This window comes from Mycobacterium haemophilum DSM 44634 (assembly GCF_000340435.2).
In the GTDB taxonomy this organism is placed as follows: domain Bacteria; phylum Actinomycetota; class Actinomycetes; order Mycobacteriales; family Mycobacteriaceae; genus Mycobacterium; species Mycobacterium haemophilum.
This window is the reverse complement of the sequence record NZ_CP011883.2, coordinates 1,195,547-1,221,582: the sequence shown is the minus strand read 5'-3', so window position 1 is coordinate 1,221,582 and position 26,036 is coordinate 1,195,547. Positions and strand designations below refer to the sequence as shown.

The window sequence follows — 26,036 nt, the reverse complement described above, 5'->3', positions numbered from 1 at the left end:
CCATGGGTTGGCTCGCCAAGATACTCCGGGCGGGTCGGGTCGTGGAGCCCGCAGGTACGGCGCCTGCTCCGGCGACCGAACCTGTTGCGGGGGTAAAGGGTTCGCTACAGATCCGCCATGTCGACGCGGGTTCATGCAATGGGTGTGAAGTGGAGATTTCAGGCGCATTCGGTCCGGTATATGACGCGGAGCGGTTCGGGGCACGGCTGGTCGCTTCGCCACGGCACGCCGATGCGTTGCTGGTGACCGGCGTGGTGACACACAATATGGCCGACCCGCTACGCAATACGGTTGCGGCGACGCCACGCCCGCGGGTGGTGATCGCGTGCGGGGATTGCGCTCTGAACCGAGGGGTGTTCAGGGACGCTTACGGAGTGGTCGGCGCGGTAGGCGAGGTGGTACCCGTCGATGTCGAGATCCCGGGCTGTCCGCCGACCCCCACCCAGATCGTGGCGGCGCTGCGGTCGGTGACCGCGACATGACAACCACCCGGTCAGCCCCGTCGGCGTCCGCACCAAAAATACTGTCCCGCAGCGGTTGCAGCTCAGCCTTATCGGGATCGGTCACAACCAGTGTGGGTGCGTTCGGCGTCGGGCTGGGTCTGGTGGCCATGTTCGGGTCAGTGCGCGCGGTGCACATCGACTGGCTGCTTCCGCTATCGGGCATACAGATCGAGCTAGCCCCGTTGGGCGGATTCTTTATCGCGCTCATCGGTGCGGTCGCTGTACCGATCGGTTGCTATGTGATCGGGTATGCGCGACACGAGCACCTGGGTGGGGTTCCGCTGACGGTACTGCCGGTGTTCGTGGCGGCGATGCTACTGGTACCGGCCGCGGGTTCGGCGACAACGTTTTTGCTCGCGTGGGAGTTGATGGCGGTGACGTCGCTGATCCTGATACTGGCCGAGCACACCCGCCCGCAGGTGCGCGCGGCGGGCCTATGGTACGCGGTGATGACTCAGCTGGGGTTCATCGCGATCCTGATTGCGTTGATGGTGTTGTCGGCGGCCGGCGGCACCGACCGGTTCACCAACCTTGTGCAGGTCTCCGACGGTGCGCGCAGCGCCGTATTCCTGCTGACGCTGATCGGGTTCGGTTCCAAGGCGGGACTGGTGCCGCTGCATGCGTGGCTGCCGCGCGCTCATCCCGAGGCACCGAGCCCGGTGTCGGCGCTGATGAGTGCCGCGATGGTCACTCTCGGCGTCTACGGTATCGCCCGGATCGATCTGCAGCTGCTCGGGCCAGGCCCACGCTGGTGGGGGTGCACGCTGCTGGTGGTCGGCAGCGTGTCCGCGCTCTACGGCGCGCTGCAGGCTTCGGTGGCCGCCGACCTCAAAGCGCTGCTGGCCTATTCAACGACAGAGAACATGGGGCTGATCACCCTGGCGCTTGGTGCCGCAACGCTATTCACGAATTCCGGTGCCCACGCCGCGGCGACGATCGCGGCAGCTGCAGCTTTGCTGCACCTGATCGCACACGCAGCCTTTAAGAGCCTGGCATTCCTGGCAGCCGGATCGGTGCTAGCCGCGACCAGGCTGCGTGCCCTTGACCTACTCGGCGGGCTGGCGCGCCGAATGCCTGCGACCACAACGCTATTCGGAGTTGGCGCGCTGGGCGCCTGTGGGCTGCCGCTGGGCGCCGGCTTCGTCAGCGAGTGGCTACTGGTGCAATCACTGATCCACGCGACGTCGGGACACGACACGATGGTGGCGCTCACCACGCCGGCAGCCCTGGCCGCGGTGGCCCTGGCCACCGGTCTGAGCGTGGCAGCGATGGTCAAGGCGTTCGGGATCGGGTTCTTAGCCCGCGCCCGTAGCGCGTCGGTCGCCGACGCGCGTGAATCACCGGCCAGCATGCTCGTCGGCATGACGATCGCCGCGGGCGTCTGCGTGCTGCTGGCGGTCGCTCCGGTGCTCGTCGCACCCGCACTGCGGCGGGCCTTGGCGGCGCTGCCCGCCGCCCAGCCCATCGACTTCACTGATTTCGGCACCTTGGTGCGGCTGCCCGGAGTAGCGGGGTCAATCTTCCCCGGCGTCATCGCCGCCGGGATGATCGGCGCGACGCTCACCGCGGTGGCACTCACGCGGTGGCGTTCACGCCGGCGCCCTGCCGCGGCCACGTTGTCGTTGTGGGCCTGCGGCGCAGACGATCTCACCGAACGCATGCAGTACACCGCCACGTCGTTCGCTGAACCGCTGCAGCGGGTCTTCGATGACGTGCTGCGCCCTGACACCGACATCGAGGTCACGCACACCGCCGAGTCGCGCTATCTGGCCGACCGGATCACCTACCGCTCAGCGATCGGCGACGCGATCGAGCGATGGCTTTACCCACCGGTGGTGGCGGCAGTGCAGTTGGCCGCCCGAGGGGTGCGGTGGGCTCATACCGGAAGCGTGCACCTGTACCTCGGCTACGGCGCGCTAGGTGTGTTGATCGTGCTGGTGGTAGCCCGATGAACACCATGTCGTATGCGGCAGGAGCCGCCCAGATCGGCGCCGTGATGGTCGGCGCGCCGGTGGTGCTTGGCCTCACCCGACAGGTGCGGGCCCGTTGGGAAGGCCGGGCCGGCGGCGGGCTGCTGCAGCCGTGGCGGGATCTACGCAAACAGCTTGGCAAGCAACAGATCACGCCGCAGGGCACCACGGTGGTGTTCGCTGCCGCCCCCGCGATCGTCGCCGGGACTACGCTGCTGATCGCCGCGATCGCACCGTTGGTGGCCACCGGCTCGCCGCTGGATTCCAGCGCCGACTTGGTCGGTGTCGTCGGACTGTTGTTTGTGGGCACCGTGGCGTTAACCTTGGCCGGCATCGATACCGGCACCTCGTTCGGCGGCATGGGCGCCAGCCGCGAGATCACCATCGCCACGCTGGTGGAACCGACCATACTGCTGGCCGTGTTCGCGTTGTCGATCCCGGCTGGATCGGCGAATCTGGGTGCGCTGGTGGACTCTACGATCGACCATCCTGGCCAGGTGATGTCGCTGGCCGGGGTGCTGGCGTTCGCCGCGCTGGTGATCGTGATCATTGCCGAGACCGGGCGGCTGCCAGTCGATAACCCAATCACCCACCTGGAATTGACCATGGTGCACGAGGCGATGGTGCTGGAGTACGCAGGTCCGAGGCTGGCACTGGTTGAGTGGGCTGCCGCGATGCGACTTACCGTGCTACTAGCCCTGCTGGCCAATCTGTTTGTACCGTGGGGCATTGCCGGTGCCGAGCCGACCGCCTTGGAGGTCGCTGTCGGGGTCGCGGCGATCACGGTGAAAGTGACCGTGCTGGCAGTACTCTTGGCCAGCGCCGAAGTGTTCATCGCCAAGCTGCGGCTGTTCCGGGTGCCCGAACTGCTGGCCGGTTCCTTTCTGTTGGCCCTACTGGCGGTGACCGCCGCCAACTTCTTGGCGGTGCAGAGGTGAGGGCACGGTGACCGATGCGGAATTCGCGGTCCTGGTCGACTTCGCTGCTGGGGCGTTGACGCTAGCTGCGGTGCTGGTTGTCTGGCGGCGTGACCTGCGCGCCATCGTGGGCTTGCTAGCCGGCCAAGGTGTGGCGTTAGCCGCTATCCCCATGTTGCGGGGGATCTATGACGGCGATGTTGCACTGCTCGGGGTGGGCGGCTTGGTCCTGGTGTTGCGTGCGCTGGTGCTGCCGTGGCTGCTGGCCCGCGCCGTGGGCGCCGAGCCACGCGAGCGTCGGGAAGCGACTCCGCTGGTGAACACCGCCAGTTCATTGCTGATTACCGCGGCACTCACGGTGACCGCGTTCGCTATCGGCCAGCCGTTGACGAATCTGCAACCCACCGCTGCCACCAATGCGGTTCCTGCCGCGCTGGCGGTAGTGCTGATCGCGCTGTTTGTGATGGCCACCCGCCGGCATGCGGTATCACAGGCGGCCGGATTCCTTATGCTGGACAACGGGATCGCCGCCGTCGCTTTCCTGCTGACTGCTGGTGTGCCGCTGATCGTGGAACTCGGCGCGTCGTTGGATGTGCTATTCGCGGTGATCGTGATCGGAATTTTGCTGGGCCGGCTGCGGCGCATGTTCGGTGGGGCAGAATTGGATGCTTTGGCGGAGCTGCACGACTGATGACCACAGTGCTGCTGGCCGCGATCCTCGCACCGGTGTTGGCCGCGATCACCACGTTGATCCTCGGCTGGCGCCGCGGCACCGGGATGCTGATCCTGGCGTCGGCAGCGACCGTGCTGGCCTGCGGGACGTTCGTGGGATTGCGGATCGGTGCCGCCACGCATCTGCAGGTGGACGGGCTACTACGGGCCGACGCACTGACTGCCACCATGCTGATCGTCATCGGCATAGTCGGTACCCTGGCCACCGCCGCCGGCATCGGTTACATCAACACAGAACTCGCCCACGGCCATACGGACACCCACGGCGCCCAGTTATACGGGGTGCTGATACCAGCGTTTCTGGCCGCCATGGTGGTAGCCGTGTGTGCCAACAACATTGGTGTTGTCTGGGTAGCGATTGAGGCCACGACGATCGTCACCGCGTTTTTGGTTGGGCACCGCCGCAGCCGCGCAGCGCTGGAAGCGACCTGGAAATATGTGGTGATCTGCTCGGTCGGCATCGCGATGGCATTTTTAGGCACGGTGCTGCTGTACTTCGCTGCCCGCCACGGCGGCGCACCGGCCGCCCAGGCGTTGGATCTCGACGTGCTCGACGCCCACGCCGCCAGCCTGGATCCCGGGGTGGTCCGGCTGGCCGGCGGGCTGCTGTTGATTGGATACGGCGCCAAGGCCGGCCTATTCCCGTTTCACACCTGGCTCGCCGACGCCCACAGCCAAGCGCCGGCACCGGTCTCGGCACTGATGAGTGGGGTGCTGTTGTCGGTGGCGTTCTCGGTGCTGATCCGGCTCAAGCCGATCGTCGACACCGCGGCCGGACCCACGCTACTGCGCGCCGGGCTAGTTCTGGTCGGCTTAGTCACGCTGTTGATCGCGGCATGCATGTTGACCGTCACCCGCGATGTGAAAAGGATGCTGGCGTATTCGTCGATGGAAAACATGGGCCTGATCGCGATCGCGGCTGCCGCAGGCACAACGTTGGCGATCGCGGCGCTGCTCTTGCACGTGCTGGCCCACGGCGTCGGCAAGACCGTACTGTTCCTGGCTGCCGGCCAAATCCAGGCCGGCCACAACGGCACCACCATCGCCGATATCACCGCGGTGCTGCAACGCTCACGCCTCGTCGGTGTTGCGTTCGCGGTTGGGCTGATCGTGCTGCTGGGCCTGCCTCCGTTCGCGATGTTCGCCAGCGAGTTAGCCATCGCCCACGCCCTGGCCGAGGCGCGTCTGGCGTGGGTGCTCGCGGTAGCGCTGGTGCTGGTCGCGATCGCCGCTGCCGCGCTGACACACCACGGCGGAAGCCTGCTACTAGGGACGTCGCCCACCGCTGTGCCGGCGATTCGGGTGCCGGCCAGCGTGGCCGCGGCCCTGCTGATCGGAATTCTGGTCTCCAGCGTGGTGGGCGTCGCGGCTGGCCCGCTAAGCGAGATATTCACCACCGCCGCCACCCATATCGGAGTGCCGCGGTGAGACCGAATTTGTTGCGCCACAGGTTATCCCAGGACAGCTTGGCCGATGAAGCAGAGGATCTGCTTGCCGCGGGCTTTCGGTTGGCTCTGGTGGCCGGCCACCACGACGGCGACCGGCTGCGGATCGTCTACTTGTTTCTCGCCGGCTACCCGGATCAGCGGGTTGAGCTGGAATGCGTTGTTCCTGTTGATGCTCCGGCGCTGCGCTCACTAGCTTACCTGTCGTTTCCGGCTAGCCGGTTCGAGCGTGAGATGGCCGACTTGTACGGCATCACGCTGGTCGGCCACCCCAAACCGCGGCGCCTGGTACGCCATGCGCACTGGCCTAACCACTGGTATCCCATGCGGACCAATGCGGGACCTCCCCCGGAATTCGCTGCCAGCGGGCGATTTCCGTTCCTGACCGTCGAAGGACCAGGGGTCTACGAAATTCCGGTCGGCCCCGTGCACGCGGGGCTCATTGAGCCCGGCCACTTTCGGTTCTCGGTCGCCGGCGAAACCGTGCTCCGCCTCAAAGCCCGACTGTGGTTCGTGCACCGCGGGATCGAGAAACTCTTTCACGGCCGCCCCGCCACCAACGCGGTCGACCTCGCTGAACGCATCAGCGGCGACACCTCTGCCGGCCACGCACTCGCGCATTGCCTGGCAATCGAAGACGCACTGGGCATCACACTTCCCGACCAAGTCCACCGGCTGCGAGCGTTAATCGTCGAACTCGAGCGGCTCTACAATCACGCCACTGATCTGGGTGCGCTGGCCAACGACGTGGGATTTGGCCTGGCCAACGCCCACGCCCAACGGATCCGCGAACACCTGTTGCGGCTCAACGCTGCTACCACCGGGCACCGACTCCTGCGTGGCGCCATCCGCCCCGGCGGCGTCACGCTGCAAACGCTGCCCGACCCCCAACAACTGGCCTTGCTCGCCGCCGACCTGGCCGAAGTCGCCGAGCTCACGTTAGCCAACAATGTCGTCTTCGACCGATTCGCTGGTACCTCGGTGCTCGGCACTGATGATGCCCGTGCCATGGGTTGTCTCGGATACATCGCACGCGCCAGCGGCATCCGTACCGACGCTCGACTCGAACACCCCACCACCGCGTTGCCGATCACCGAGATCGGGTCACCCGATGGCGACGTGCTAGCCCGCTACGCAGTGCGACGCGATGAATTCACCGCCTCAGCCACGTTAGCAACTCATCTGATCGAAACACACACCGGCCCAACCAATTACACCTTGCAAGGGGAGTCTACCCGTACCACCGGCAGTGGCGTCGGAATTGCCGAAGGCTGGCGCGGCACCATTGTGCACCGCGTCGAAATCGATGCGGAGGACCGCATCACTCGCGCCAAGATCGTCGACCCGTCGTGGTTCAACTGGCCCGCGCTGCCCGTCGCGATGGCCGACACCATCGTCCCCGACTTCCCACTGACCAACAAAAGTTTCAACCAGTCCTACGCCGGCAACGACCTGTGACCCGCCCCGCCGTGGGAATCGCCAGAAGTCGCAAGCGAATGCTCGAGTATTACACGGTCTTCGAGCAAGTATCTAGCACCCCAATGACATGCCACGCCGATCAGTTGCCCAAGTGATCTTGCACCATCGCCGATCTCGGCTACGTTAGCCGCCAATGCCGTTATTCGGCTGCGCCAGTTGGTGATTGTCCTCGACTCGATCTCAATGAAGTTTTTCGCACCTCCGGTGCTGGGGGTCGTTGCCTTGCCCAGAATACTGACCACGATCGCACGCGGGATAATGTGCGACGTGGTTGCTGCCAGTTCATTGTCTCCGACCAGAAGTGGTCGACGGCAGGTGCATCCGACGCTGGTTGCTAGAGAATTTCGGGGACGCCGCTAGGGCTACACTCAGCGGGCCGTCACCAGCGTGAGATGGGCCAGACACAAATCGGGTTCGACGAACGCTTCCAGCCGATCGACCGCGACCGGCGCCTTCCAGCTTGCCAGCGCTCCTTGCATGAGCCCCAGGTGGATCGGGCAGACGACAGTGGTTCGGGTCTTGGCCAGTTCGAGGAACGGACAGTGCCGCAAACCAACCTGCGACACCCCGCCGGATTCGCGGCGCTCGGGCGCGAATCCGAGTTCGTCGAGCACGCCGAGGAGGTGGTCGATAGATTCGTGGGCGCCAATCCTTTTCCCATGTCGCGTCGGCGATTCCAACCGCTGCCCCCAGGCACGGCCGGCGGCCAGCGCCTTGGCATGTGAATTGCGGCCGGCGGCAAGACTCATCGCGAGAATCTCGGCGAGTAAGCGGTAGTCGCGCGGTCCGCTGGGATCCATCTCCCGGATGGCACGAAACATCAGTGGTGGGCGCCCCGGTCGTTTGCGGTCTGCCTCGACATGCTCCACTCGGCCGTCGCTGAGCAGCGTGCCCAGATGAAAGCGCACGGTGTTGGGATGCAGGTGCAGCTCCGCGGCGATGCTGGTGATGCTCATCGGCACGGACGCCGCCCGCAGCACCCGCAACACGTCACGCCTGCGACCGGCGGATTCCTCAGCTGACCTGACGATAGCGCTCACGCCCCCTGCGCGTCCTGCTTGGGCAGGCTGGCTACCAGCGGCGTGTCGACGCCGAGCGGGCCGATCTTGGCGGCCCCGCCGGGTGAGCCAAGCGGCTCGTCGCGGCCCGGCAGCCTCTGGGCAAAAAACGCCTCGTTATCGGCCAGGTACGGCTGCAGGTCCTCGGGTAGATCGTCTTCGTAGTAGATTGCCTCAACCGGGCAGACCGGCTCGCACGCCCCACAGTCCACACATTCGTCGGGATGGATGTAGAGCGACCGACCGCCCTCGTAGATGCAGTCGACCGGGCACTCCTCCACGCAAGCCCGGTCCAGCACATCAACGCATGGTTTCCCGATCACGTACGTCACGGCGTATGAGTTTACACAAGCTTGCTTGTAAAAACTAGAGCGGTGTGAGATCCGTTGCCCGACAACGAACTCACCGCCCTGCCGCTTCCCTATCACCCGCCGATCCGGTAGGGTTTGCACAAGTGTTGTTGTAACAATTCCGGGAGGCGTGAAACCCTATGGCCGACACCGAACTCGACGTGCCCCAGCTGCGCAAACCGGACAAGCGCCCGACGATCTTTGTCACCTACGCCGACCTGCCGATCGAAGGCTCATTTGCGCTGGTCAACAGCCACGACTCCGAACACGTACACGACGAGTTCGAGGCCGGCTATGCCGGTAGCTACCCACTACCCCGAATTCTGGCGAACACCGCCGATATCGCGGGCACCGACATGGGACCAGACGCGGCCGGGGTCCCCACGGTGCGGCCGCTTGTCTGACCAGGAGAAGCCGCCGATGTCGAATCGCGGCGACGACACCGTCCAAGGGCACTGGTTGCTGGCGCGGCTAGGCAAACGGGTGTTGCGCCCTGGCGGTATCGGGCTCACCCACTCGCTGTTGTCCGATGCCGATGTCACCGACGCCGACGTGCTCGAGCTAGCCCCGGGTCTGGGCCGCACCGCGACGGCGATCCTGGCTCGCCGTCCCCGCTCCTACCTTGGTGCCGAGCACGACCCCGGCGCCGCCCGTCGGGTCCGCGAGGTCATTGCCGGGCGGGGCGAGATCCGGGTAGCGGACGCCGCAGAAACTGGACTGCCCGACGCCAGCAAAGATGTCATCATCGGTGAAGCGTTGCTGACAATGCAGGGCGATCCGGCCAAGCACACCATCGTGGCCGAGGCGTCACGAGTGCTACGGCCGGGCGGCCGCTACGCCATCCACGAACTGGCGTTGACACCGGACACCATCGCCGATGAGGTCAAGACCGATGTCCGACAGTCGCTTGCGCGGGCGATCAAAGTCAACGCCCGCCCCCTAACCGTTGCCGAATGGTCAAGCCTGCTAGCCGATCACGGTCTGGTCGTCGACCATGTCATGACCGCACCGATGGCGCTGCTGCAACCGCGACGCCTGATCGCCGATGAAGGCCTGCTGGGAACGCTGCGGTTCGCCAAGAACCTATTAACCCATCACGATGCCCGCCAACGAGTGGCTCAGATGCGTCACACCTTCCGCCGACACCGCGACCGGTTAATCGCCGTGGCGATCGTGGCTCATAAACCGACCGGCGGCGCGGGCTGATGTTGCTCGCGGGCGCCGTCGGGATCCCAGCCGCGGGGAACCATCGGCATCGTTGGACCACCACCGAACTCATCACTGGCAAGCGTGGTCAAACCCGCCGCCTCGGCGACCGCTTCGTTGGGTGCCGTGCCGGCGAACCCGAGCGTTCCCACGCCGTGATCGGAGGCCACGATCGACACGACTGGCTGCTCACCAGGAGACGCGCCCCAGGCGGAATGGACGTCGAAATTCATGTCCATGAACTCGTCGCCGTGCCCGCGCAGCTTCGCCCGACGGAGCCGCCGCACCCGCGCCTGCTTCCCCGCGGCCGCCAACGCTGCCGCGGCGCGGGCCTGCCCGGCGACCTCTTGGCGCTGGCGCAAACGCCGGTGCTCACGGCAGAGCCAAACCCCATCGTGGGACCACCGACCAGGTACGGGGGCACAAAGCCCGCCCCACCCGCGACACTGGGCGGCGGTGTCGGCAAAGCGGAACTAGCGACAGTGCTCGCGGTGGACGCGGGAGCCGGAGCCGTGGTTGACGCGGCCGCCGCCGGCGCGGCGACAGTCGGTGCCGGCCCGACGACGGGCACCAATATGGGGCCGCCGCCGGTGGCGACCGTGGTCTGCGACAGGCGGCCAGGCCGGCCAGCCCCGCGACACCGCCCCCGGCCATGCTCGGGGCGACCGCAGCGGGAAGCGCGGCCACCCACACCGCCGGCTGGCTCGCCAAGTAGCCGGCACCATCGGCGAAATGAGTTGGCCAGTCGAATAACTCGAGGCTAATCAGATACTGAAAAGCCAACACCGGATTGTGGGTCAGATACACCCCGAACTGTTGATAATCCTCAAACACTTCGAGACAGCGAACAACCCACCAGATCGGTTGGGCCGGGTTGGCATATGAGTCGTATTCGAGTCCGTTGACGGTCCCCTCGGCGGGGTTCCAATTGATCCCGAAGATCCGCAGCACGTCGGCAACGACGGTATCCAGCGGGTTGGAGACCCTCGGGTCGTGCTCTAGCGGCGCGGGACTGTTTTGGAGCGACGGAAGCACCCCGATGGCATCCGCTTGGGCTTGATAGCTAGCCATCGTGATGGCGGCCTGAATCCACATCTGGCCGTACTGCAGCTCGTTGAGGGCAATGGGAATGGTGTTGATCCCAAAGAAGTTGGTCGCCACCAAGACTGCCTGGATGACGTGGTTGGCCGCTAGTTCGGGCACGGTCGGCATGGCTGCCAACGCCGCGGTATAGGCCGCGGCCATGGCCTCGTGGCGGGCGGCCATGTCCGCACTGTTGGCGCTGGCCTGCGTCAACCACACCAGATACTGGAGATGCGCGGCTACATACGATTGCGCCGCTGGCCCCTGCCATGGGCCAGCCTGCACCGCCGTCAACAACGCGCCGAGTTCCTCGGCCACTGACGCGTATTCAACCCTTAACGCGTTCCACGCTCCCGCCGCCGCCAGCAGCGACCCTGGCCCCGGACCGCTGCTGAGCAACGCCGAGTGCACCTCCGGCGGTGAAGCCATCCAGATCGGACAGGTCATGGCCCATCCCGACGCACGACGCACAACGTCACACCGGCACTCCTCGGGCTGAGACGTGCTACCCGACCGACCAGAGTTTAGTGAATATGATTGTCATTATCAACGGGTTTGTTGCGGATGGCGGCAAAACGGCGAAACCCACATGACGCATGGTTCACAGTGGCACCATCCCTCCCATGAGGGTCGCAATGCATTGGAAGCGGCGACATTCCGCTGACGTCGGCAAACGCATCCGGTGACGGAAATCGCCGCCGACACGACCCCTTCCGGCGCCAGAGATAGCAACCCGGTCGCCTATGTTGGAGCGTCCGGACGAGTACGACGCAGGCAGATCGAGGAGCGACAGTGGACGACAACGCGGGGCTGTCGGCCGTCGAGCTGCTCGAGCTCAACCGCGACCTGCAGAACTCCCGCGCCATCCGCCTGCTCGCCACAACCAACCTCGGCCTCTACGCAACATTGATGGAACGCCACCTCGCCGAAGGCGCCATCGCCGAGACCGAGCTCGTCGTGCGGCTCGAATATGACCTCGACGATCTCGACGACCCGCAGTCCGGGCTCGCGCTAATCAAGTCCTGGGCCAGCCAGGGCTGGCTGCACCGGATCGTCGACGAACGCCACGACCAGAACGTCTGCTACCTCACCCAGGACGCCCGCCGCGCTTTGGACTTTCTCCGCGGTATGCGCCGTCACGACACCATCGCCACCGGCGGCTCGATCACCGGCATCGCCTCGCGCCTCAAGCAGGTCGCCGTAAAAGTCGACAGGGACCCGGCCCGCATCCGCAAACACATCGAAGCCGAAATCGCGGCTCTGCACGAGGAACTCGATCAACTCGATGCCGGCCAGCGCCCCCAGCCCGACGTCACCGACTGCTACGACGAGGCCCGCGCTATCGCCCTGCAGATGGAACGCCTCATCACCGACATCGGCCAGTACGGCACCATGATCGAGCAGGCCACCGCCGCCCTCGACGAACCCATCGATTCCAACACCGAATACCGCGACCGGCAGCGCCAGATGTACACCGACTACCAGGCCGCCTGGGACTCCCAGGGCCGCGACTCGCACCGCGCCTTCCTGCGCATGATCAACGACCCCGACCAACGCGCCGAATTCGAGGCCGATGTCGCCGCCGTCGCCGAGGCCCTGCCCGCCCTCGACCCCGCTCTACGCAAGGTCATGGCCGGCTTCTTCGAACTCGTCGGCCACCAGATCGACGAGGTCGAACGCATCCAGCAGCGCTGCGCCCAGCGCGTTAAGCGGTTCACCGCCTTCGGCACCATGGAGCAGAGCCGCGGTGTCGCCCGCCAGCTCAACAACGCGATCGGCGCCGCCCGCGCGCTGCTGAAGTCGTCGTTTACCGACTCCCGCCTCGACATCGACGTTCCCTTGGCCCGTCACGCCATCAGTTCCATTGGCGCACTGAGCTTTAAGATCGGCGACCTGTCCAACCCAAAGCCCGCCAAGCCCGGCAATAGCGAGGTCGACCTGACCAGCTTCGCCGCGCTAGGCACCCAGGTCGACGCCCCCGCGATGTCCGACATGCTCAACCACGCCATCACCAACGGCCCCGTCTCGCTGCCCGATGCCGTCGCCATGCTCGACACCGCCTACCTCGGCCACGTCGTCGTGCTCTGGTCCTGGGCCCTCCAGCAGCCCAACCCCGAAAGCTCCGAGTCGACCCCCGTCCGATTCCGCTCGCTCGATGGCCGAGACCGCGAAATCGCCGTCCCCCGTTTGACATTCATCGAACCCATCACCACCCTCGCCGGAGCCACTGCGTGAAAACAGACCAACCGACCCCCGATCCTGATATTGACTTCTCCTCCCTTCCTCAGGTCGACCAGAACGCCCGACCACCCGTTGCGCGGCGACCGCGCTTTGACGGCGACGTCTCCGAACTCCCCGACCGCGCCTGCTGGGCCCTTCAGCACCTGCTCGCCCGCCGCTTCATCACCGCCGAAGCCGACGCCGACGTCTACAGCTGGGTGCTGGAATACCGCAAGGAATTGTCTGTCCGACTCTCCGAACTGGATCTGCTGCTGCGTATCGCGGAGGTCGGCTATGAAACAAACGGAGTCGCGTTCGTCGAACAGGCCCGCTACGAATCCGCAAGAAACATCAAGCTTTTGCGCCGCGAGCCGCTCGGTACCTACGACTCGATCCTCGCGCTGCACCTCGCCCAAATGATGCGCGCCGCCGGCGGCCAGACCGTGCTCATCAGCCGCGAAGAAATGCACGGCCTGTTCGCGGGCGTGCTCAACGACACCGACCGCGACGCCGTTACCTTCGCCGCGCGCATCGACGGCGCCATCGCCCGCCTAGCCGGCCTCGAGATCCTCCGCAAGAGCCGCGACGACGAGGACAGCTACACCATCAGCCCGGTGATTACCGCCATCATGACCGCCTCGGTGATCACCAAACTCCAGCAGCAGTTTGAACAACTACTCACCGGCGGCACCCCGCAGGACACAGAAGAGATCGCGCTCGATGACTGAACAGTTCCACCTCTCCCGGCTGCAAGTCATCAACTGGGGCGTTTTCGACGGTTACCACTGTATCCCATTCAGCGCGGGCGGCGCGCTCATCGCCGGCGCCTCTGGTAGTGGCAAATCCTCACTGCTGGACGCAATTTCACTCGGATTCCTGCCGTTCAACCGACGCAACTTCAACGCCTCCGGCGACAACACCGCCGCCGGATCCAGCGCCGGCCGGCGCACCGTCGACAAGTACGTACGCGGCGCCTGGGGCCAGCGCAGCGACGGCGGCTCCAGCCGCGTGATGTACCTGCGCGGCGACGGCACCGCCTGGTCTGCCGTGGCCGTCACCTACGCCAGCGACTCCGGCCGCACCGTCACCGGCCTGGTCCTCAAATGGCTCACCGGCGAGTCCCGCAACGACTCGTCGAGCCGCTTTGTGCTCGGCGACGGCGACCTCGACATCGAAGACGTCTGCAACCGCTGGGCCGCAGGCCGCTTCGACGCCGCCGTGTTCAAGGAAGACTGGCGGTTTTCCACTAAGGTTGAGTCGCAGTACCTGGCCCAGCTCTACGCCACCATCGGCATCCGCGCCTCCGACGCCGCCCAGCAACTGCTCGGCAAGGCCAAGTCACTGAAAAGTGTTGGTGGACTTGAGCAGTTCGTCCGCGAGTTCATGCTTGACGAACCCGACAGCCTGTCCCGGTTGCCCGAGGCCCTCAAGCAGATCGACCCACTGGTCGAGGCCCGCGAACTGCTGGCCGTCGCCCAGAAGAAACGCAAGATCCTCGGCGACATCGAGACCATCCAGCAGCGTTACGCTTCCGAGTCGTCCGACCTCGGCATCATCGACCTCGTCGACGCGCCGATGGTCCGCGCGTTCACCGACCACGTCCGACTCGCGCAAAGCCCTACCCAGATCGCCACCCTGGACGGCACCATCGACCAGCTCGAAAACGAATATGAAGACGTCACCCGTTGCCTCAATCTGGCTAAAGCCGAAGCGGATTCGCTCAATGCGCAGATCAGTGGCTGCAGCGCGAATATAGCCCCGCTGCAGTCGCAAGTCACTGCCGCCGAGACCGAAGCCGAACAGGTCACCCGCCGTCGCACCGGCTACGAAGGTTTGCTCACCGCCCACGACATCGAAATCCCGGACACGGCCGAGGAATTCTGGAACCTCCGCGAGGAACTGCTCGCCCAGGCCACCGAGCTGCTCGCTAAAGTCGAACGCAACCGCGAGGCGTCCACCGACGCCGAGTACGCGCAGAAGTCCGCCCGCATCGCCCGCGATGATACCGCCAAGGAACTCAAGCGCGTCGAGCACGTCGGCTCGGCACTGCCCGAATTCGCGCTCGCAATGCGCGAACACATCTGCGCCGCAGTCGGTGCCGACGCCGCCGAACTGCCCTACATCGCCGAACTGCTGGATCTGAAGCCCGACCAGACCCGCTGGCGGCTCGCGGTCGAGAAGGTGCTGCGCGGCGCGGGGCTGCGACTGCTGGTGCCCGACCAACACTGGGCCGCGGTGTTGCGGTTCGTCAACGAAACTGACATGCGCGGCCGGCTGCAACTGCACCACGTCCGCGCGAAATTCCTCGGCGCCGAACCCGTCGAGACCAACCCGAACACCTTGGCGGGCAAGCTGTTCGCCGTCGACCCCCAGCACCCCTGCGCCGCCGAGGCCGTCGACATCATCACCGCCGCCGGCGACCACGTCTGCGTCGACACCCCCGACGTGTTCGATCGCTTCCGCCGCGCAGTCACCGACGCCGGACTGTACAAAGACTCTGACCGGCTGGCCATCAAAGACGACCGGCGACCCGTCAAGCAGTCCGAGTATCTCTACCAGGGCGACGTGTCGGCCAAGATCAACGCGCTCACGCTCGAACTGGCCGGCGCCGAGGAGGCCTACCAGAAAGCCAGGCGCACCGCCGACGACATCGCCGCCCAGCGCCAGCAATGGCGCGACCGTGCGGCGGCATGCAAGGCGATCTGCGAGCAGTACCCGCAGTGGAGCCAGATCGACACCGAGACCGCCGACGGGCACGCCGACCGGCTGCGTGAACAGTACGAGTTGCTGCTCGCCGACAACCCCGACATCGAGGCACTCAATGCGCGCGCCAACGAATGCTGGTCACAGATCCAGAAACTGATGACGCGCCGCGGGGCAATCCAGACCCGCCGCGACGGCCTCGACGAGCGCCGCACCCGGCTGCTCGAACTGCAGGATCGGCTGTCACCGACGTTCGTGTCCGAGCCGCTGACCGACCTGCTGCGCCGCTACGCCGCAACGATCCCGGTCTCGCTGGAACTGCTTGACCCCGAACCGCATCGCGACGCGCTGTTTGCCGCGATCAAGAAGGAACGCGAGCAGCTGCGGGAGAGCCGTCGCCGCTCCTACGACGAATTAGCCCGTATTCTCAACACATTTGACACGTCGTTCCCCGACGCGATTCCGAATGATTCGGACGATTTTGATGAGCGCGTGCACGACTACGTGGCGTTGTGCCGCCACATCGACGAGCGCGAACTGCCCGAGGCCTACGAGCGGATGATGCGGCTGGTCACCGAGCAGGCACCCGACGCGATCCTGACGCTGCACCGGGTCGCCGAGCAGGAGGCGCGGCGGATCAGCGAGCAGATCGACCGCGTCAATACCGGTTTGGGCGCGGTGGAGTTCAACCGCGGCACCAGGCTGACGCTGCGCGCGACGCCACGGCACCTGCTGGCGGTCAACGAGCTCACCGAGATCGTGCGATCCATTTCGCGGCGCATCGCCGAGGTCGGGCTCGGCGACAAGCAGGCGATCCTCGATCAATACGCCGACATCCTGCGGCTACGTAACCGGCTGGCATCGACCGCACCGGAGGACAGGGCGTGGACGCGCGACGCCCTGGACGTACGCAACCGGTTCACCTTCGACTGCGCCGAATGGGACATCAGCAACGAAGAGCTCATCCGCACGCACAGCAACGCGGGCGACAACTCCGGCGGCGAGCAGGAGAAGCTGATGGCGTTCTGCCTTGCGGGAGCGCTGAGCTTCAACCTGGCTAGCCCCGAAAGCACCGACAACAGACCGGTTTTCGCGCAGCTGATGCTCGACGAGGCATTCTCCAAGTCCGACCCGCAATTCGCCCAGCAGGCCCTGCAGGCGTTCCGCAAGTTCGGCTTCCAGCTGGTGATCGTCGCGACGGTGCAGAACGCCACCACCATCCAGCCCTACATCGACAGCGTGGTGATGGTGTCCAAGACCGAGGCTACCGGCCGCAACGCCCGACCCGTGGCATCGGTTGCGACCAGGACGATCTCGGAGTTCACCTCGCTGCGCCACGAAATGCGCGCGGCAGTACCGCGAGTGCCGGCTAGGGCGTGAGGCAGACCCGTAGCCGCACCGCTGCGCGATCTACCCACCGAGGGAATGTCGCGTATAACGTTGGAGTTATATTGGTGTCGGCGTCCTGAGAAGTAATCTGCTCGAGGAGGTCGCTGGGGCCATCGACTTGCTCGAGCTGGAAGGGCCAACGCTGGGCCGGCCGACGGTAGACAAGGTCGACGGATCGAAATACCACAGCATGAAGGAGCTGCGGCCCGCGGGTACCAGCATCCGGATCCTGTTTATCTTCGATCCGCGGCGGCAGGCGATTCTGTTGCTCGGCGGCGACCAGGCGGGCAATTGGAAAAGTTGGTACGACAAGAACATTCCGGTGGCAGAGCGGCGCTACGAGAACTGGCTCGCTACCGAGGGAGGTGAATGATCATGGCACGCAATTGGCGTGAGATACGCGCCGATGCCATCGCGCGCGGGCGCTTGGCCCCGGCCCGCGTCGATGCCGCGCGCAAGGAAATGCACGATGCCGTCCAAGCGCAGCGTCTTGCCGATATCCGCAAGGCGCATGGCCACGCTCGTCAAGCCGACGTCGCCGTCGCGATGGGAGTCTCCCAGGCACGAGTGTCCAAACTCGAAAGCGGCGATTTATCACATACGGAACTCGGGACGTTGCAGTCGTATGTCGCTGCACTAGGCGGGAACCTCCGGATCGTCGCCGACTTCGGCGAGAGCAGTGTGGAGCTGACTGCTTAGCGAGATGGGCCGGCGCTCAACGTCAACTGCTCGGTGGTCGATGGTCCTGCGGCTGTATCGAACACCGCTAACTCTGGGCAGCCAATCACCTTGAGCTTACTCGTCACCCGCTCGTGCGCCATCTTCAGGAACAGCAGGTAGGTAAGTAGTACGCCCAGAGTTTGTCGACCAGGCGCCGGGACTCGGACATGGTAGTTTGCCCTTCTGATCAGCTGTGCACAACGAGGTTTGGTGCACCCTGGTAGATCGCATCTCCGGCCAGTAGATCAAGCCGCTTGGCGATGGCACAGGCAGCTACCCTCCGATCGCCGGTGTGCTCTGGCGTGCAGGCCATGGCCGAGCCTGCGGCATTCGGCAGCGAGCTCTGCGTACGCATTCACGACTTCGTTACCCGACGGGCACGAAAATGGCCCCTTGTCGATGCAGTGTTCGCCGGGCAACTCGTCGAGGTCAGTCCCCGACCACGTGCAGAACGTCATCGAGTGGCCGTCGCGGTGTGGCTGGCGGTGGCTCTTCCATGGCCGGCGCCACGCCGACTCGAATCAGAACCTGGGGCACCGCGTCGTGGTCCAGCAGCGCCCGGATGAGCTCACGGCTGGCCCGCACCTCGGTGATGTGGGTGACCGGGCAGGTAGCCAAGCCGACCATCGTGCATTCCAGTAAGACCCTGGAAAGCGCTTCTCCTGACGCCAACGCATCGGCGCGGTCGTCGCCGGCGGTGCACAGCGCCAAGACCTGGGAGTCGTCTTCAGGAACCTCCGGGCGCCTTTCGCCGCGCCGGGCGTGAGGGAACCGGCGCCCGACGTCGACCCGGTGAGCCTCGGCCGCCGACACCAAGGAGGGGTACGGAATGCCTTCTGACGCCTCGAATGGCCCTGTCCACCAGGATAGTTCGTCATAGTACGTGGTGTTGTAGAACCGCAGTGAGTCGGCGAGCTGCGACGCGTCCACCAGTTGCTGATGCACGTCGCCGGACATCGCCTGCAGGCATACCCCGCTGCTGTCGACGGCGTTGTGCAGCGCGGGCTCGAACGACTCCCAGTCCGTCGGCGCCATGAGGGGCAGCCGATCGGTGCGGCGTACCACAATCGCGTCGGCGCGACGACGCTCGACTTCACTCACCCGATCAGTCGGGGTGAAGTCGATCGACGCCAGGTGGTTTGGGTTGTCCGGATCCGGGAACCGGTTGATCTCGGCCTGCCAACCGACCGCGGCCATCGCCACTCGAAGGTGGTCGAGCAGTGCGCCGCAACTGATCAGCGCCTCCCGTCCCGATCGGTCGCTGTTCATGACCCGGCTTGCATCGAGGAACAGGTGCAGCCGGCCGCGGCGGTATTCCCACTGCCAGGGTTGGCTGTTGTGCAATGACGGGGCACGGCACGCCAACCGCACTGCATCTTTGATGATTTCGGTCTCCATCATCGCCACGGGCATAACAACTCCGATCTTTGCTTGCCCTCAACCGTTCTCCCCAAGTACGCCCTGACGACAGGGTCGTTGGTCCTCGGTCCAATGCCATTGGGCCCTGCCCAGCCGAGTATCAAGCCCAACAGCTCGACTCAGCGGCGGTCGTTTATCGCGCCGGCGATATCTTGCAACACTTCCGGGTACCTCAAAAACGGTGTGATGATGTCGACCGGTAGCGGGAACACGACCGTCGAATTCTGATCCGCGCCCAACTCTAAAAGCGTTTGTAGGTAACGTAATTGCAGCGACGCTGGGTTCTTCGACAGCGTCTCGGCCGCTTGGCGTAGCTCCTCGGAGGCCTGCAGTTCCCCGCGGGCGTTGATGACCTTCGCGCGGCGTTCCCGCTCAGCCTCGGCTTCGCGTGCCATCGCCCGTTGCTTGAGGTCTTCCCGGTGGGCCAGCACCCATCACCAAGAATCCGAAGATCATCACCAAGGCCACGCCCTGAACCCAGCCTTTGCCGATCAGCGGTTGCGCGGTTGCTGCCATCGGGTGCCGCGGTTGTGCTGCCTTAGGTTCCATGCCGTGATCCCTTCGCCAATTCGCCAGGAGTATTTAACTCGTCCCGCCCGGGTGACACGCCGAATTCGGCACTGATGCCGCCCGCCACGGTCGCCCCGGCGGACCAAAGACAGACCAATGACACCGGAAACTAGTGACCGATGGCCCTGGGAGACGCCGGCAGCCGCACCTAACGTACGACTCAGCAATAGGTGTTCACACAGGAGTCCACGATGCGTGACGTTTCGTCAGCCCCGTCGATCGTCGTCGGCATCGACGGATCACGAGCGGCGAATAACGCGGCCATATGGGCCGTCGACGAAGCCATCAGCCGCGACATCCCGCTACGCCTGGTGTACGTCATCGATCCGGCAGATTTGTGCGGCGTCGACGCGGATCACCGTCAATTCGCTGCTGCCCGTGCAGCGTTGTATAACGCTCAGCGGGCCGTCCAGGCCACCAGCGAACCGGTGAAGATCGAAGCCGAGATCATGTCGGGAACGCCACTTCGCGAACTGATCGGCCAGTCGCGATCGGCGGTCATGGTGTGCGTCGGGTCAATCGGAATGAAACACGCATGCCATGGCATGGGCTCGGTCGCGGCGGGCTTAACCGCGTGGTCCCGGTGTCCGGTGGCCGTGATCCGCCCGCCACTGCGCTGGCCGACAAACCCCGAACCCGGCAGCATTGTTGCTGAGGCGGACCACCCTCTGGTGCTGCGACACGCTTTCGAAGAAGCGCGACTGCGCGCAGCGCCGCTGTGTGTCGTCGCCTCGTGGCGAGCAGAGACCCCAGACGACCTGCCTGACGAAAGTCGTTTGGTGCAAGCGCACCTGGATCGTCGGATCTCGCCATGGCGGCGGCTGTATCCGGACGTGGACGTCAAGCCAGTGACAGTCCGCGGCAGCATTTGCCGATACCTCACCGAAAATGCAGAGTCGGTCCAGCTTTTCGTTTCCGGCTCCGGCGGCCAAGCTTGCGAATTACAGGCAGGCAGCGACGGATGCTCTGTCCTTACCGTGCGTCAGAACCACTTATAGGGATTTCGGTGTATCCCAGGAGCGGCTGCCATGGTTAGGGTCTTCTTGGTCGACGATCACGAGGTGGTACGCCGCGGTTTGATCGACTTGCTCAGAGCAGACCCCGAACTCGACGTCGTTGGCGAGGCAGGCTCGGTCGCCGGGGCGATGGCCCGGATTCCTGCGCTGCGCCCAGACGTCGCGGTGCTCGACGTCCGGTTGCCGGACGGCAACGGCATCGAGCTTTGCCGTGATCTGCTGTCCCATGTGCCCGAACTACGTTGCCTGATGCTGACGTCGTTCACGTCGGACGAGGCGATGTTAGACGCAATTCTCGCCGGCGCCAGCGGCTATGTCGTCAAAGACATCAAAGGGATGGAGTTGGCCAGCGCTATCAAAGAAGTCGGGGCAGGGCGGTCGCTGCTCGACAATCGGGCTGCGGCCGCGCTGATGGCGAAACTGCGCAGAGCGGCCGAGAAGTCGGACCCGTTGTCATGCCTGACCGACCAGGAACGCACTCTGCTGAGACTATTGAGCGACGGAATGACCAACAAGCAGATCGCCGACCGGATGTTCCTGGCCGAAAAGACGGTGAAGAACTATGTCTCCCGGCTACTGGCCAAGCTGGGGATGGAACGTCGAACGCAGGCCGCGGTATTCGCAACCAAACTACAGCGGCTACCACAAAGCGATGATGGATAGCGACGGTCGACACGGGATCGCCGCCAGCGGGTCCATAGGCAGCAGGCTGCGCGACACCCTGTCTCAGTTGCGACTGCACGAGCTCCTTGTCGAAGTTCAAGACCGGGTCGAGCAGATCGTCGAAGGTCGTGACCGCCTCGACGGGCTGGTAGAAGCGATGTTGGCGGTCACCTCCGGCCTGGAACTGGACAGCACCCTGCGTACCATCGTGCACACCGCCACCAACCTCGTCGACGCCCGATACGGCGCCTTGGGGGTACACGACCAGGCCAAGCAGGTGGTGAAGTTCGTATACGAGGGCATCGACGAGGAAACCGTCCAGCGGATCGGCCGATTTCCCGAAGGCCGCGGTGTGGTGGGCCTACTCATGGACGACCCCAACCCCCTTCGGCTGGACAACATCGCCGCGCACCCCGCCTCGGTGGGCTTCCCGCCGAACCATCCGCCGATGCGGACTTTCCTCGGGGTGCCGATTCGCATCCGCGGCGGGGTCTCCGGCAACCTCTATCTGGCAAAGAAGGCCGATGGGCAACCGTTCACCGAGGACGATGAGGTACTGGTCCAGGCATTGGCCGCCGCGGCCGGCATCGCGATCGACAATGCCCGGCTCTACCAGCAAGCCCGGACTCGGCAGTCATGGATCGAGGCCACCCGCGACATCGCCACCGAGTTGTTGTCCGAGGCCGAACCGGCGAAGGTGTTCCGGCTGATCGTCGAAGAGGCAGTCAAGCTGATCGACGCCGACGTCGCCTGGGTGGCCATTCGGGCCGACGATGTCGCCCCGGCGACCGATCTGGCGGAACTGTTGGTGATCGAAACGGTTGGCTGCGCGAACGCCGCCGAGCAGAGCATTGCGCTTGCGGGCACATCAGTCGGCGATGTCTTCAAGACCGGCGCCCCACGACGGGTCGACCAGTTGGACACTGTCGACGGCGGGCCGGCGCTGATCCTGCCGCTGCGGAGCGCCGATGCCGTCGCCGGTGTCGTGGTCGTGGCACGCCACCGCGGTTCGGCCTCCTTCAGCGACGAACAACTCGACATGATGGCCGCGTTCACCGATCAGGCGGCGTTGGCCTGGCAGTTGGCTATCTCGCAGCGCCGAATGCGCGAACTCGACGTGCTCACCGAACGCGACCGGATTGCCCGCGATCTGCACGACCACGTGATCCAGCGGCTGTTCGCCGTGGGCCTGGCGTTGCAGGGAACTATCCCGCGGGCCCGCTATCCCGAGGTGCAGCAACGACTCTCGGATGCTGTGGGCGATCTGCAGGCCGTCATCGGAGAGATCCGGACCACCATCTTCGACCTGCATGGTACGTCATCTGGAATCACCGGGCTTCGGCAACGACTCGACGACGCAGTCACCCAATTCTCCGACTCCGGGCTGCACATCAGCGTCCAATACCTGGGGCCGCTGTCGGCCGTCGATGCCGTGCTGGCCGATCACGCTGAAGCCATTGTGCGCGAAGCGGTCAGCAACGCCGTCCGCCATGCGCACGCCACGACCCTGACCGTGCAGGTCATGGTTGAAAACGACCTATGCATCGAGGTGCTTGACAATGGCTGCGGAATGCCTGACGAAATCACCGGTAGCGGTTTGACGAACCTACATCAACGTGCCGAACAGCTCGGCGGTGCGTTCGTTGTCGAAAGCTCACCGGGCGACGGCACGCTGTTGCGCTGGTCAGCGCCACTGCAGTCGCCGTAGCGCACGCACTGCAGCTTGCTAGCGCGCCACGGTGACGGGCATCCTTGCGGCCCACCAGTTTTCAATTGACATCCTCCCCGACGACAGAGATCGATCAGCTGACTCCGTCGCAGCATTTGCGCTCGGCGTGCTGGGGACTTATGGCCGTGCGCTGGGGACTTACGGCTCCTCCCAATAACCGCTGCTGAACAAATAACGTCGACACCGTCGGACAGCACGCACCAAGGGACCGAACTGATGAACAGCACATACCCCGCTCGATCCGTGGTCGTTGGCATCGACGGCTCGCAGGCTGCGATCGCAGCCGCGGAATGGGCAATCGATGAAGCCGTCAGCCGAGAGCTCCCGCTGTGCCTCATCCACGTCATCCCCGAGCAGGTCGAACCGGCCCCGCCCTCGTCGGTGGGCAATATGTCGATAGAAGTCGAAAATGGGGAGACAGCGCTGCGCACAGCCGCTGCTGCGGTGGCAGCAATCGGAAAGCCCGTCAAGGTTGAAACCATGATGCTGCGGGGCAGTCCTTCGACGACGCTTATCGCCGAATCCCGCCACGCCGACATGATCTGCGTCGGCTCGGTGGGAATCGGACGCGTCGCCCGCGCGATACTCGGTTCCACCGCCGCAGAGCTCGCGGAGTCCGCGAATTGCCCGGTCGCTATTATCCGCCAGCACCGGCACCCGGAGCCTGACAACGGCTGGATTGTGGTCGCCGTCAATGATTCACCCGGCAACGACAACGTTGTCCAGCAGGCGATGGAAGAAGCCCAGCTCCGTCACGCGCCGCTGCTTGCTCTTGGAGTGTGGCGAGAAGACCTCGATGAGATGCCCTATGACGAACTGGACCGGCTGGTGCAGGTGTGGCGTCAGCGCTACCCCAGCGTGCACATCCATGCCGCCGCCACCCGAACCAGCATCGCCGACTTTCTGTCCGTCAGCGATAGACGAGTACAGCTCACGGTGATCGACAGCGCCGAGGCCGATCAAACCGCGCGTCTCATCGGACCGCGCAGCCACCCCATCCTCGGGCACGCCGAGTGCTCGGTTCTGATCACACGTGATTAATGCGACATCAGGACATATTCGCCCCGACACTGCGTGATGGCACTACGGTGCAGTTGCGCCGGCTTAACGACGCGGATTTCGACGCAGTCATCGCACTTCATGACACGCTCACCGACCGCGAGCTCTACCTACGGTTCTTCACGATGCATCCGGCCTATCTGAAAGCCTTGGCTCACAAGCTCACGGAATGCAACGACAAAGACTATGCATTGGGTGCTTTCGAATCCGGAAAGTTGATCGGTGTCGCTAACTACGTGGTCTGCGGTAAGCCGGCGACAGCGGAGGTTGCTATCGCCGTGGCCCACAACGATCATCTGCGCGGCGTGGGAACCGCTTTGCTTCGCCGCCTGGCCCAGATTGCCCGAGCCAATGGAATTCTGCACTTGGTCGCCGACATCTGGGCCACGAACGACCTGATGTTCAAGGTGCTTCGTGACGCCGGACTACGTCCGCGGCATAACGAATACAGCAACGGTGTGGTGCATCTTGAAGTGGATCTAGCTGAGATTTTACCCGACGGAATCGGTTGGCCCTGAACCTTATACGAACCATTTCAGCCTGAATGGTCGCCGCAGTAGTCACATTGTGGAGCCGTCCAGCGATTCAACGACGTCCGCTAGCGGGCGACGGGGAGTCGAGGGTAACGGGTCGGCGTTGACCGGCGCCCAGCCGATGCGCAGCAACACTTGAGGGAACCCGCTGATTCCGAAAACTTCGACCTGCACAGCGTTGCGCGTTTCGACGATCTCCAGCGGTTCGGTGACCGGGCAGCTCGCCAAACCGAGCGCGGTTGCGCTGAGCAGCACCAGGCTGGTGGCTTCGCCGGCACGCAGCCGCGCCAGCGTGCTGTCGTCCTTGGTTCCCAGCGCCAACACGACGGCATTGTCGTCAACCGAGTCGGCGCCGGGTGGCTGCCCCAGTACGGGACCCGCGAACAGCCGCGGCGGCAACGGAGCGGTCGGGTCAGACGGTGGTGTGCTGTGGGCCGGCACACCGGCGAGCGATGCGTAGCGTCCACTCCAAGTGGTCAGCTCGGCCATGTAGTCGTAGTCGGTCGCGTGTCGCCAAACTGCTTGCGCCACAATGTGCTGTAATCGCGGTAGTGATTCGATTTGCCGCAGCATTACCCCAGCTCGCGCCGCCCGGGCACCCATCAGGGCGATGTAGTGGGCCGGTACGCTCCATGAGCTGTAACGGCGCCGGTCGGTGCGCCGCCGCGGAATCGCAGCCGCCAGCATGATGTCGACCTCGTTGGCAGGATGACGGTAAACCTCAATGGCAGCAAGGTGTTCCGGTTCGTCGGGGTTGGGTAGCCGGTGGATTTTCGACTGCCACCCGAGCGCCGCCAGCGCAACCACACAGTGGTGCAGGGCAATGCCGCAGCTCAACATCAGGTCGCGGCCGTCAGGGTCGGTGTTGGGCAGCTGCAGTCTGCTGTCGGCGTATAGATGCAAACTTTTCTTCCCCACCCGCCACCGCCACGGCTGCGTGTTGTGCACTGACGGCGCGCGGATGGCCAACGACAAGGCCGCGTGGAGGGTTCCGCGGTCCGGGAAGTGGGTGCTCATTGGAGTCACCACGTTCTGTCAGCAAACATCATGAGTTCAGGGTCGCGCAGCATGAGCGCAGCCGCGAGAGCCGAAAGACCCCTGTTCGGATGACTTCCTACCGCGAGCAACGTCGACTTCCATACGTGACCGAGCTTGCCGGCCAGCGCATCGGATTCGGCGCAGAGTCCTATGGCCGTTCGACCGGTGACCAACGCCTCCTGCGCCAGCGCGCCTAGCTTCCCTACCATCGCCGGGTAATGGTTTCGCAACCTG

Annotated in this window: 23 protein-coding genes and 3 pseudogenes; 18 read left to right on the top strand and 8 right to left on the bottom strand. The window is 64.8% G+C overall.

Annotation, left to right across the window (positions count from 1 at the left end; all coding sequences use genetic code 11):
• The first annotated feature begins 2 nt into the window (after window positions 1-2).
• The 6 genes from B586_RS05845 to B586_RS05820 are packed head-to-tail and all read left to right on the top strand — an operon-like array spanning window position 3 to window position 7,025.
• A complete protein-coding gene (locus tag B586_RS05845) occupies window positions 3-482 on the top strand; it encodes an NADH-quinone oxidoreductase subunit B family protein (protein WP_047313190.1) in 480 nt (159 codons plus the stop codon).
• Window positions 479-2,455 (top strand): proton-conducting transporter transmembrane domain-containing protein, encoded by a 1,977-nt coding sequence (locus tag B586_RS05840; RefSeq protein ID WP_082607534.1) that lies wholly within the window; start codon window positions 479-481, stop codon window positions 2,453-2,455. The genes B586_RS05845 and B586_RS05840 overlap by 4 nt, the downstream gene beginning before the upstream one ends.
• Before the next feature lie 5 nt (window positions 2,456-2,460).
• Window positions 2,461-3,411: a respiratory chain complex I subunit 1 family protein gene (locus B586_RS05835; protein WP_047313462.1), complete on the top strand. Its 951-nt coding sequence runs from the start codon at window positions 2,461-2,463 to the stop codon at window positions 3,409-3,411.
• Between the two features lie 7 nt (window positions 3,412-3,418).
• Window positions 3,419-4,081, top strand: coding sequence for a hypothetical protein (locus tag B586_RS05830; protein WP_054880451.1), 663 nt, complete (start codon window positions 3,419-3,421; stop codon window positions 4,079-4,081).
• Complete coding sequence (locus B586_RS05825) at window positions 4,081-5,550, top strand: proton-conducting transporter transmembrane domain-containing protein (RefSeq protein ID WP_054880452.1); 1,470 nt, start codon at window positions 4,081-4,083, stop codon at window positions 5,548-5,550. The genes B586_RS05830 and B586_RS05825 overlap by 1 nt, the downstream gene beginning before the upstream one ends.
• Window positions 5,547-7,025, top strand: a complete 1,479-nt coding sequence (locus B586_RS05820; RefSeq protein WP_054880453.1) for a hydrogenase large subunit — start codon at window positions 5,547-5,549, stop codon at window positions 7,023-7,025. Before B586_RS05825 ends, B586_RS05820 begins: the two co-directional genes overlap by 4 nt.
• A 389-nt stretch (window positions 7,026-7,414) precedes the next feature.
• Here B586_RS05820 and B586_RS05815 read toward each other — a convergent pair whose 3' ends face one another.
• Window positions 7,415-8,086, bottom strand: a complete 672-nt coding sequence (locus B586_RS05815; protein ID WP_054880454.1) for a helix-turn-helix transcriptional regulator — start codon at window positions 8,084-8,086, stop codon at window positions 7,415-7,417.
• Window positions 8,083-8,436 carry a ferredoxin gene (gene fdxA / locus B586_RS05810; protein ID WP_054881044.1) on the bottom strand — a complete coding sequence of 118 codons (354 nt, stop codon included), beginning with the start codon at window positions 8,434-8,436 and terminating at the stop codon, window positions 8,083-8,085. Before fdxA ends, B586_RS05815 begins: the two co-directional genes overlap by 4 nt.
• A gap of 158 nt (window positions 8,437-8,594) precedes the next feature.
• On the opposite strand from fdxA, the gene B586_RS05805 reads away from it, so the two are divergent.
• Both B586_RS05805 and B586_RS05800 read left to right on the top strand, forming a co-directional pair.
• A complete protein-coding gene (locus B586_RS05805; RefSeq protein WP_054880455.1) occupies window positions 8,595-8,858 on the top strand; it encodes a DUF2249 domain-containing protein in 264 nt (87 codons plus the stop codon).
• Between the two features lie 16 nt (window positions 8,859-8,874).
• Window positions 8,875-9,660: a class I SAM-dependent methyltransferase gene (locus B586_RS05800; protein ID WP_054880456.1), complete on the top strand. Its 786-nt coding sequence runs from the start codon at window positions 8,875-8,877 to the stop codon at window positions 9,658-9,660.
• Here the strand turns inward: B586_RS05800 and B586_RS05790 are convergent.
• Window positions 9,633-11,190: pseudogene (locus B586_RS05790) on the bottom strand (PPE domain-containing protein). The gene B586_RS05800 and the pseudogene B586_RS05790 sit on opposite strands and share 28 nt — an antisense overlap.
• A 345-nt stretch (window positions 11,191-11,535) precedes the next feature.
• Here B586_RS05790 and B586_RS05785 point away from each other — a divergent pair.
• From B586_RS05785 to B586_RS05765, 5 genes and pseudogenes are all read left to right on the top strand, one after another.
• Window positions 11,536-12,978, top strand: a complete 1,443-nt coding sequence (locus B586_RS05785; protein WP_054880457.1) for a DUF3375 domain-containing protein — start codon at window positions 11,536-11,538, stop codon at window positions 12,976-12,978.
• The gene (locus B586_RS05780; RefSeq protein ID WP_054880458.1) at window positions 12,975-13,691 is read left to right on the top strand and encodes a DUF4194 domain-containing protein; all 717 of its coding nucleotides are present in this window, start codon (window positions 12,975-12,977) and stop codon (window positions 13,689-13,691) included. The genes B586_RS05785 and B586_RS05780 overlap by 4 nt, the downstream gene beginning before the upstream one ends.
• The gene (locus B586_RS05775) at window positions 13,684-17,046 is read left to right on the top strand and encodes an ATP-binding protein (protein WP_054880459.1); all 3,363 of its coding nucleotides are present in this window, start codon (window positions 13,684-13,686) and stop codon (window positions 17,044-17,046) included. The genes B586_RS05780 and B586_RS05775 overlap by 8 nt, the downstream gene beginning before the upstream one ends.
• A 109-nt stretch (window positions 17,047-17,155) precedes the next feature.
• A pseudogene (locus B586_RS05770) lies at window positions 17,156-17,428 on the top strand (type II toxin-antitoxin system RelE/ParE family toxin); the annotation flags it as partial.
• Window positions 17,425-17,754 carry a helix-turn-helix domain-containing protein gene (locus B586_RS05765; protein ID WP_054880461.1) on the top strand — a complete coding sequence of 110 codons (330 nt, stop codon included), beginning with the start codon at window positions 17,425-17,427 and terminating at the stop codon, window positions 17,752-17,754. The pseudogene B586_RS05770 and the gene B586_RS05765, both read left to right, overlap by 4 nt.
• A 208-nt stretch (window positions 17,755-17,962) precedes the next feature.
• Here B586_RS05765 and B586_RS20765 read toward each other — a convergent pair whose 3' ends face one another.
• The 3 genes and pseudogenes from B586_RS20765 to B586_RS05755 form a co-directional block, all read right to left on the bottom strand.
• Window positions 17,963-18,130 (bottom strand): hypothetical protein, encoded by a 168-nt coding sequence (locus B586_RS20765; RefSeq protein WP_156406720.1) that lies wholly within the window; start codon window positions 18,128-18,130, stop codon window positions 17,963-17,965.
• A gap of 74 nt (window positions 18,131-18,204) precedes the next feature.
• Complete coding sequence (locus B586_RS05760) at window positions 18,205-19,176, bottom strand: Acg family FMN-binding oxidoreductase (protein ID WP_418001125.1); 972 nt, start codon at window positions 19,174-19,176, stop codon at window positions 18,205-18,207.
• A 137-nt stretch (window positions 19,177-19,313) separates the two neighbouring features.
• Window positions 19,314-19,598: pseudogene (locus B586_RS05755) on the bottom strand (slipin family protein); the annotation flags it as partial.
• Between the two features lie 357 nt (window positions 19,599-19,955).
• On the opposite strand from B586_RS05755, the gene B586_RS05750 reads away from it, so the two are divergent.
• The 5 genes from B586_RS05750 (at window position 19,956) to B586_RS05730 (ending at window position 24,749) form a co-directional block, all read left to right on the top strand.
• Window positions 19,956-20,762, top strand: a complete 807-nt coding sequence (locus B586_RS05750; protein WP_054881045.1) for a universal stress protein — start codon at window positions 19,956-19,958, stop codon at window positions 20,760-20,762.
• A 30-nt stretch (window positions 20,763-20,792) separates the two neighbouring features.
• Window positions 20,793-21,443: a hypoxia response regulator transcription factor DosR/DevR gene (gene dosR / locus B586_RS05745; protein WP_054880463.1), complete on the top strand. Its 651-nt coding sequence runs from the start codon at window positions 20,793-20,795 to the stop codon at window positions 21,441-21,443.
• Complete coding sequence (locus tag B586_RS05740) at window positions 21,433-23,151, top strand: GAF domain-containing sensor histidine kinase (RefSeq protein ID WP_082607532.1); 1,719 nt, start codon at window positions 21,433-21,435, stop codon at window positions 23,149-23,151. The genes dosR and B586_RS05740 overlap by 11 nt, the downstream gene beginning before the upstream one ends.
• 237 nt (window positions 23,152-23,388) lie before the next feature.
• Window positions 23,389-24,213 carry a universal stress protein gene (locus B586_RS05735; RefSeq protein WP_054880465.1) on the top strand — a complete coding sequence of 275 codons (825 nt, stop codon included), beginning with the start codon at window positions 23,389-23,391 and terminating at the stop codon, window positions 24,211-24,213.
• Entirely contained in the window at window positions 24,213-24,749 is a 537-nt protein-coding gene (locus B586_RS05730) for a GNAT family N-acetyltransferase (RefSeq protein ID WP_082607531.1), read from the top strand. Before B586_RS05735 ends, B586_RS05730 begins: the two co-directional genes overlap by 1 nt.
• Before the next feature lie 42 nt (window positions 24,750-24,791).
• On the opposite strand, the gene B586_RS05725 is transcribed toward B586_RS05730, so the two are convergent.
• Window positions 24,792-25,781, bottom strand: coding sequence for an Acg family FMN-binding oxidoreductase (locus B586_RS05725; RefSeq protein WP_054880466.1), 990 nt, complete (start codon window positions 25,779-25,781; stop codon window positions 24,792-24,794).
• A gap of 5 nt (window positions 25,782-25,786) precedes the next feature.
• On the bottom strand, window positions 25,787-26,011 hold the full coding sequence (locus B586_RS05720) for a hypothetical protein (protein WP_054880467.1): 225 nt from the start codon (window positions 26,009-26,011) through the stop codon (window positions 25,787-25,789).
• Between the last annotated feature and the right edge of the window lie 25 nt (window positions 26,012-26,036).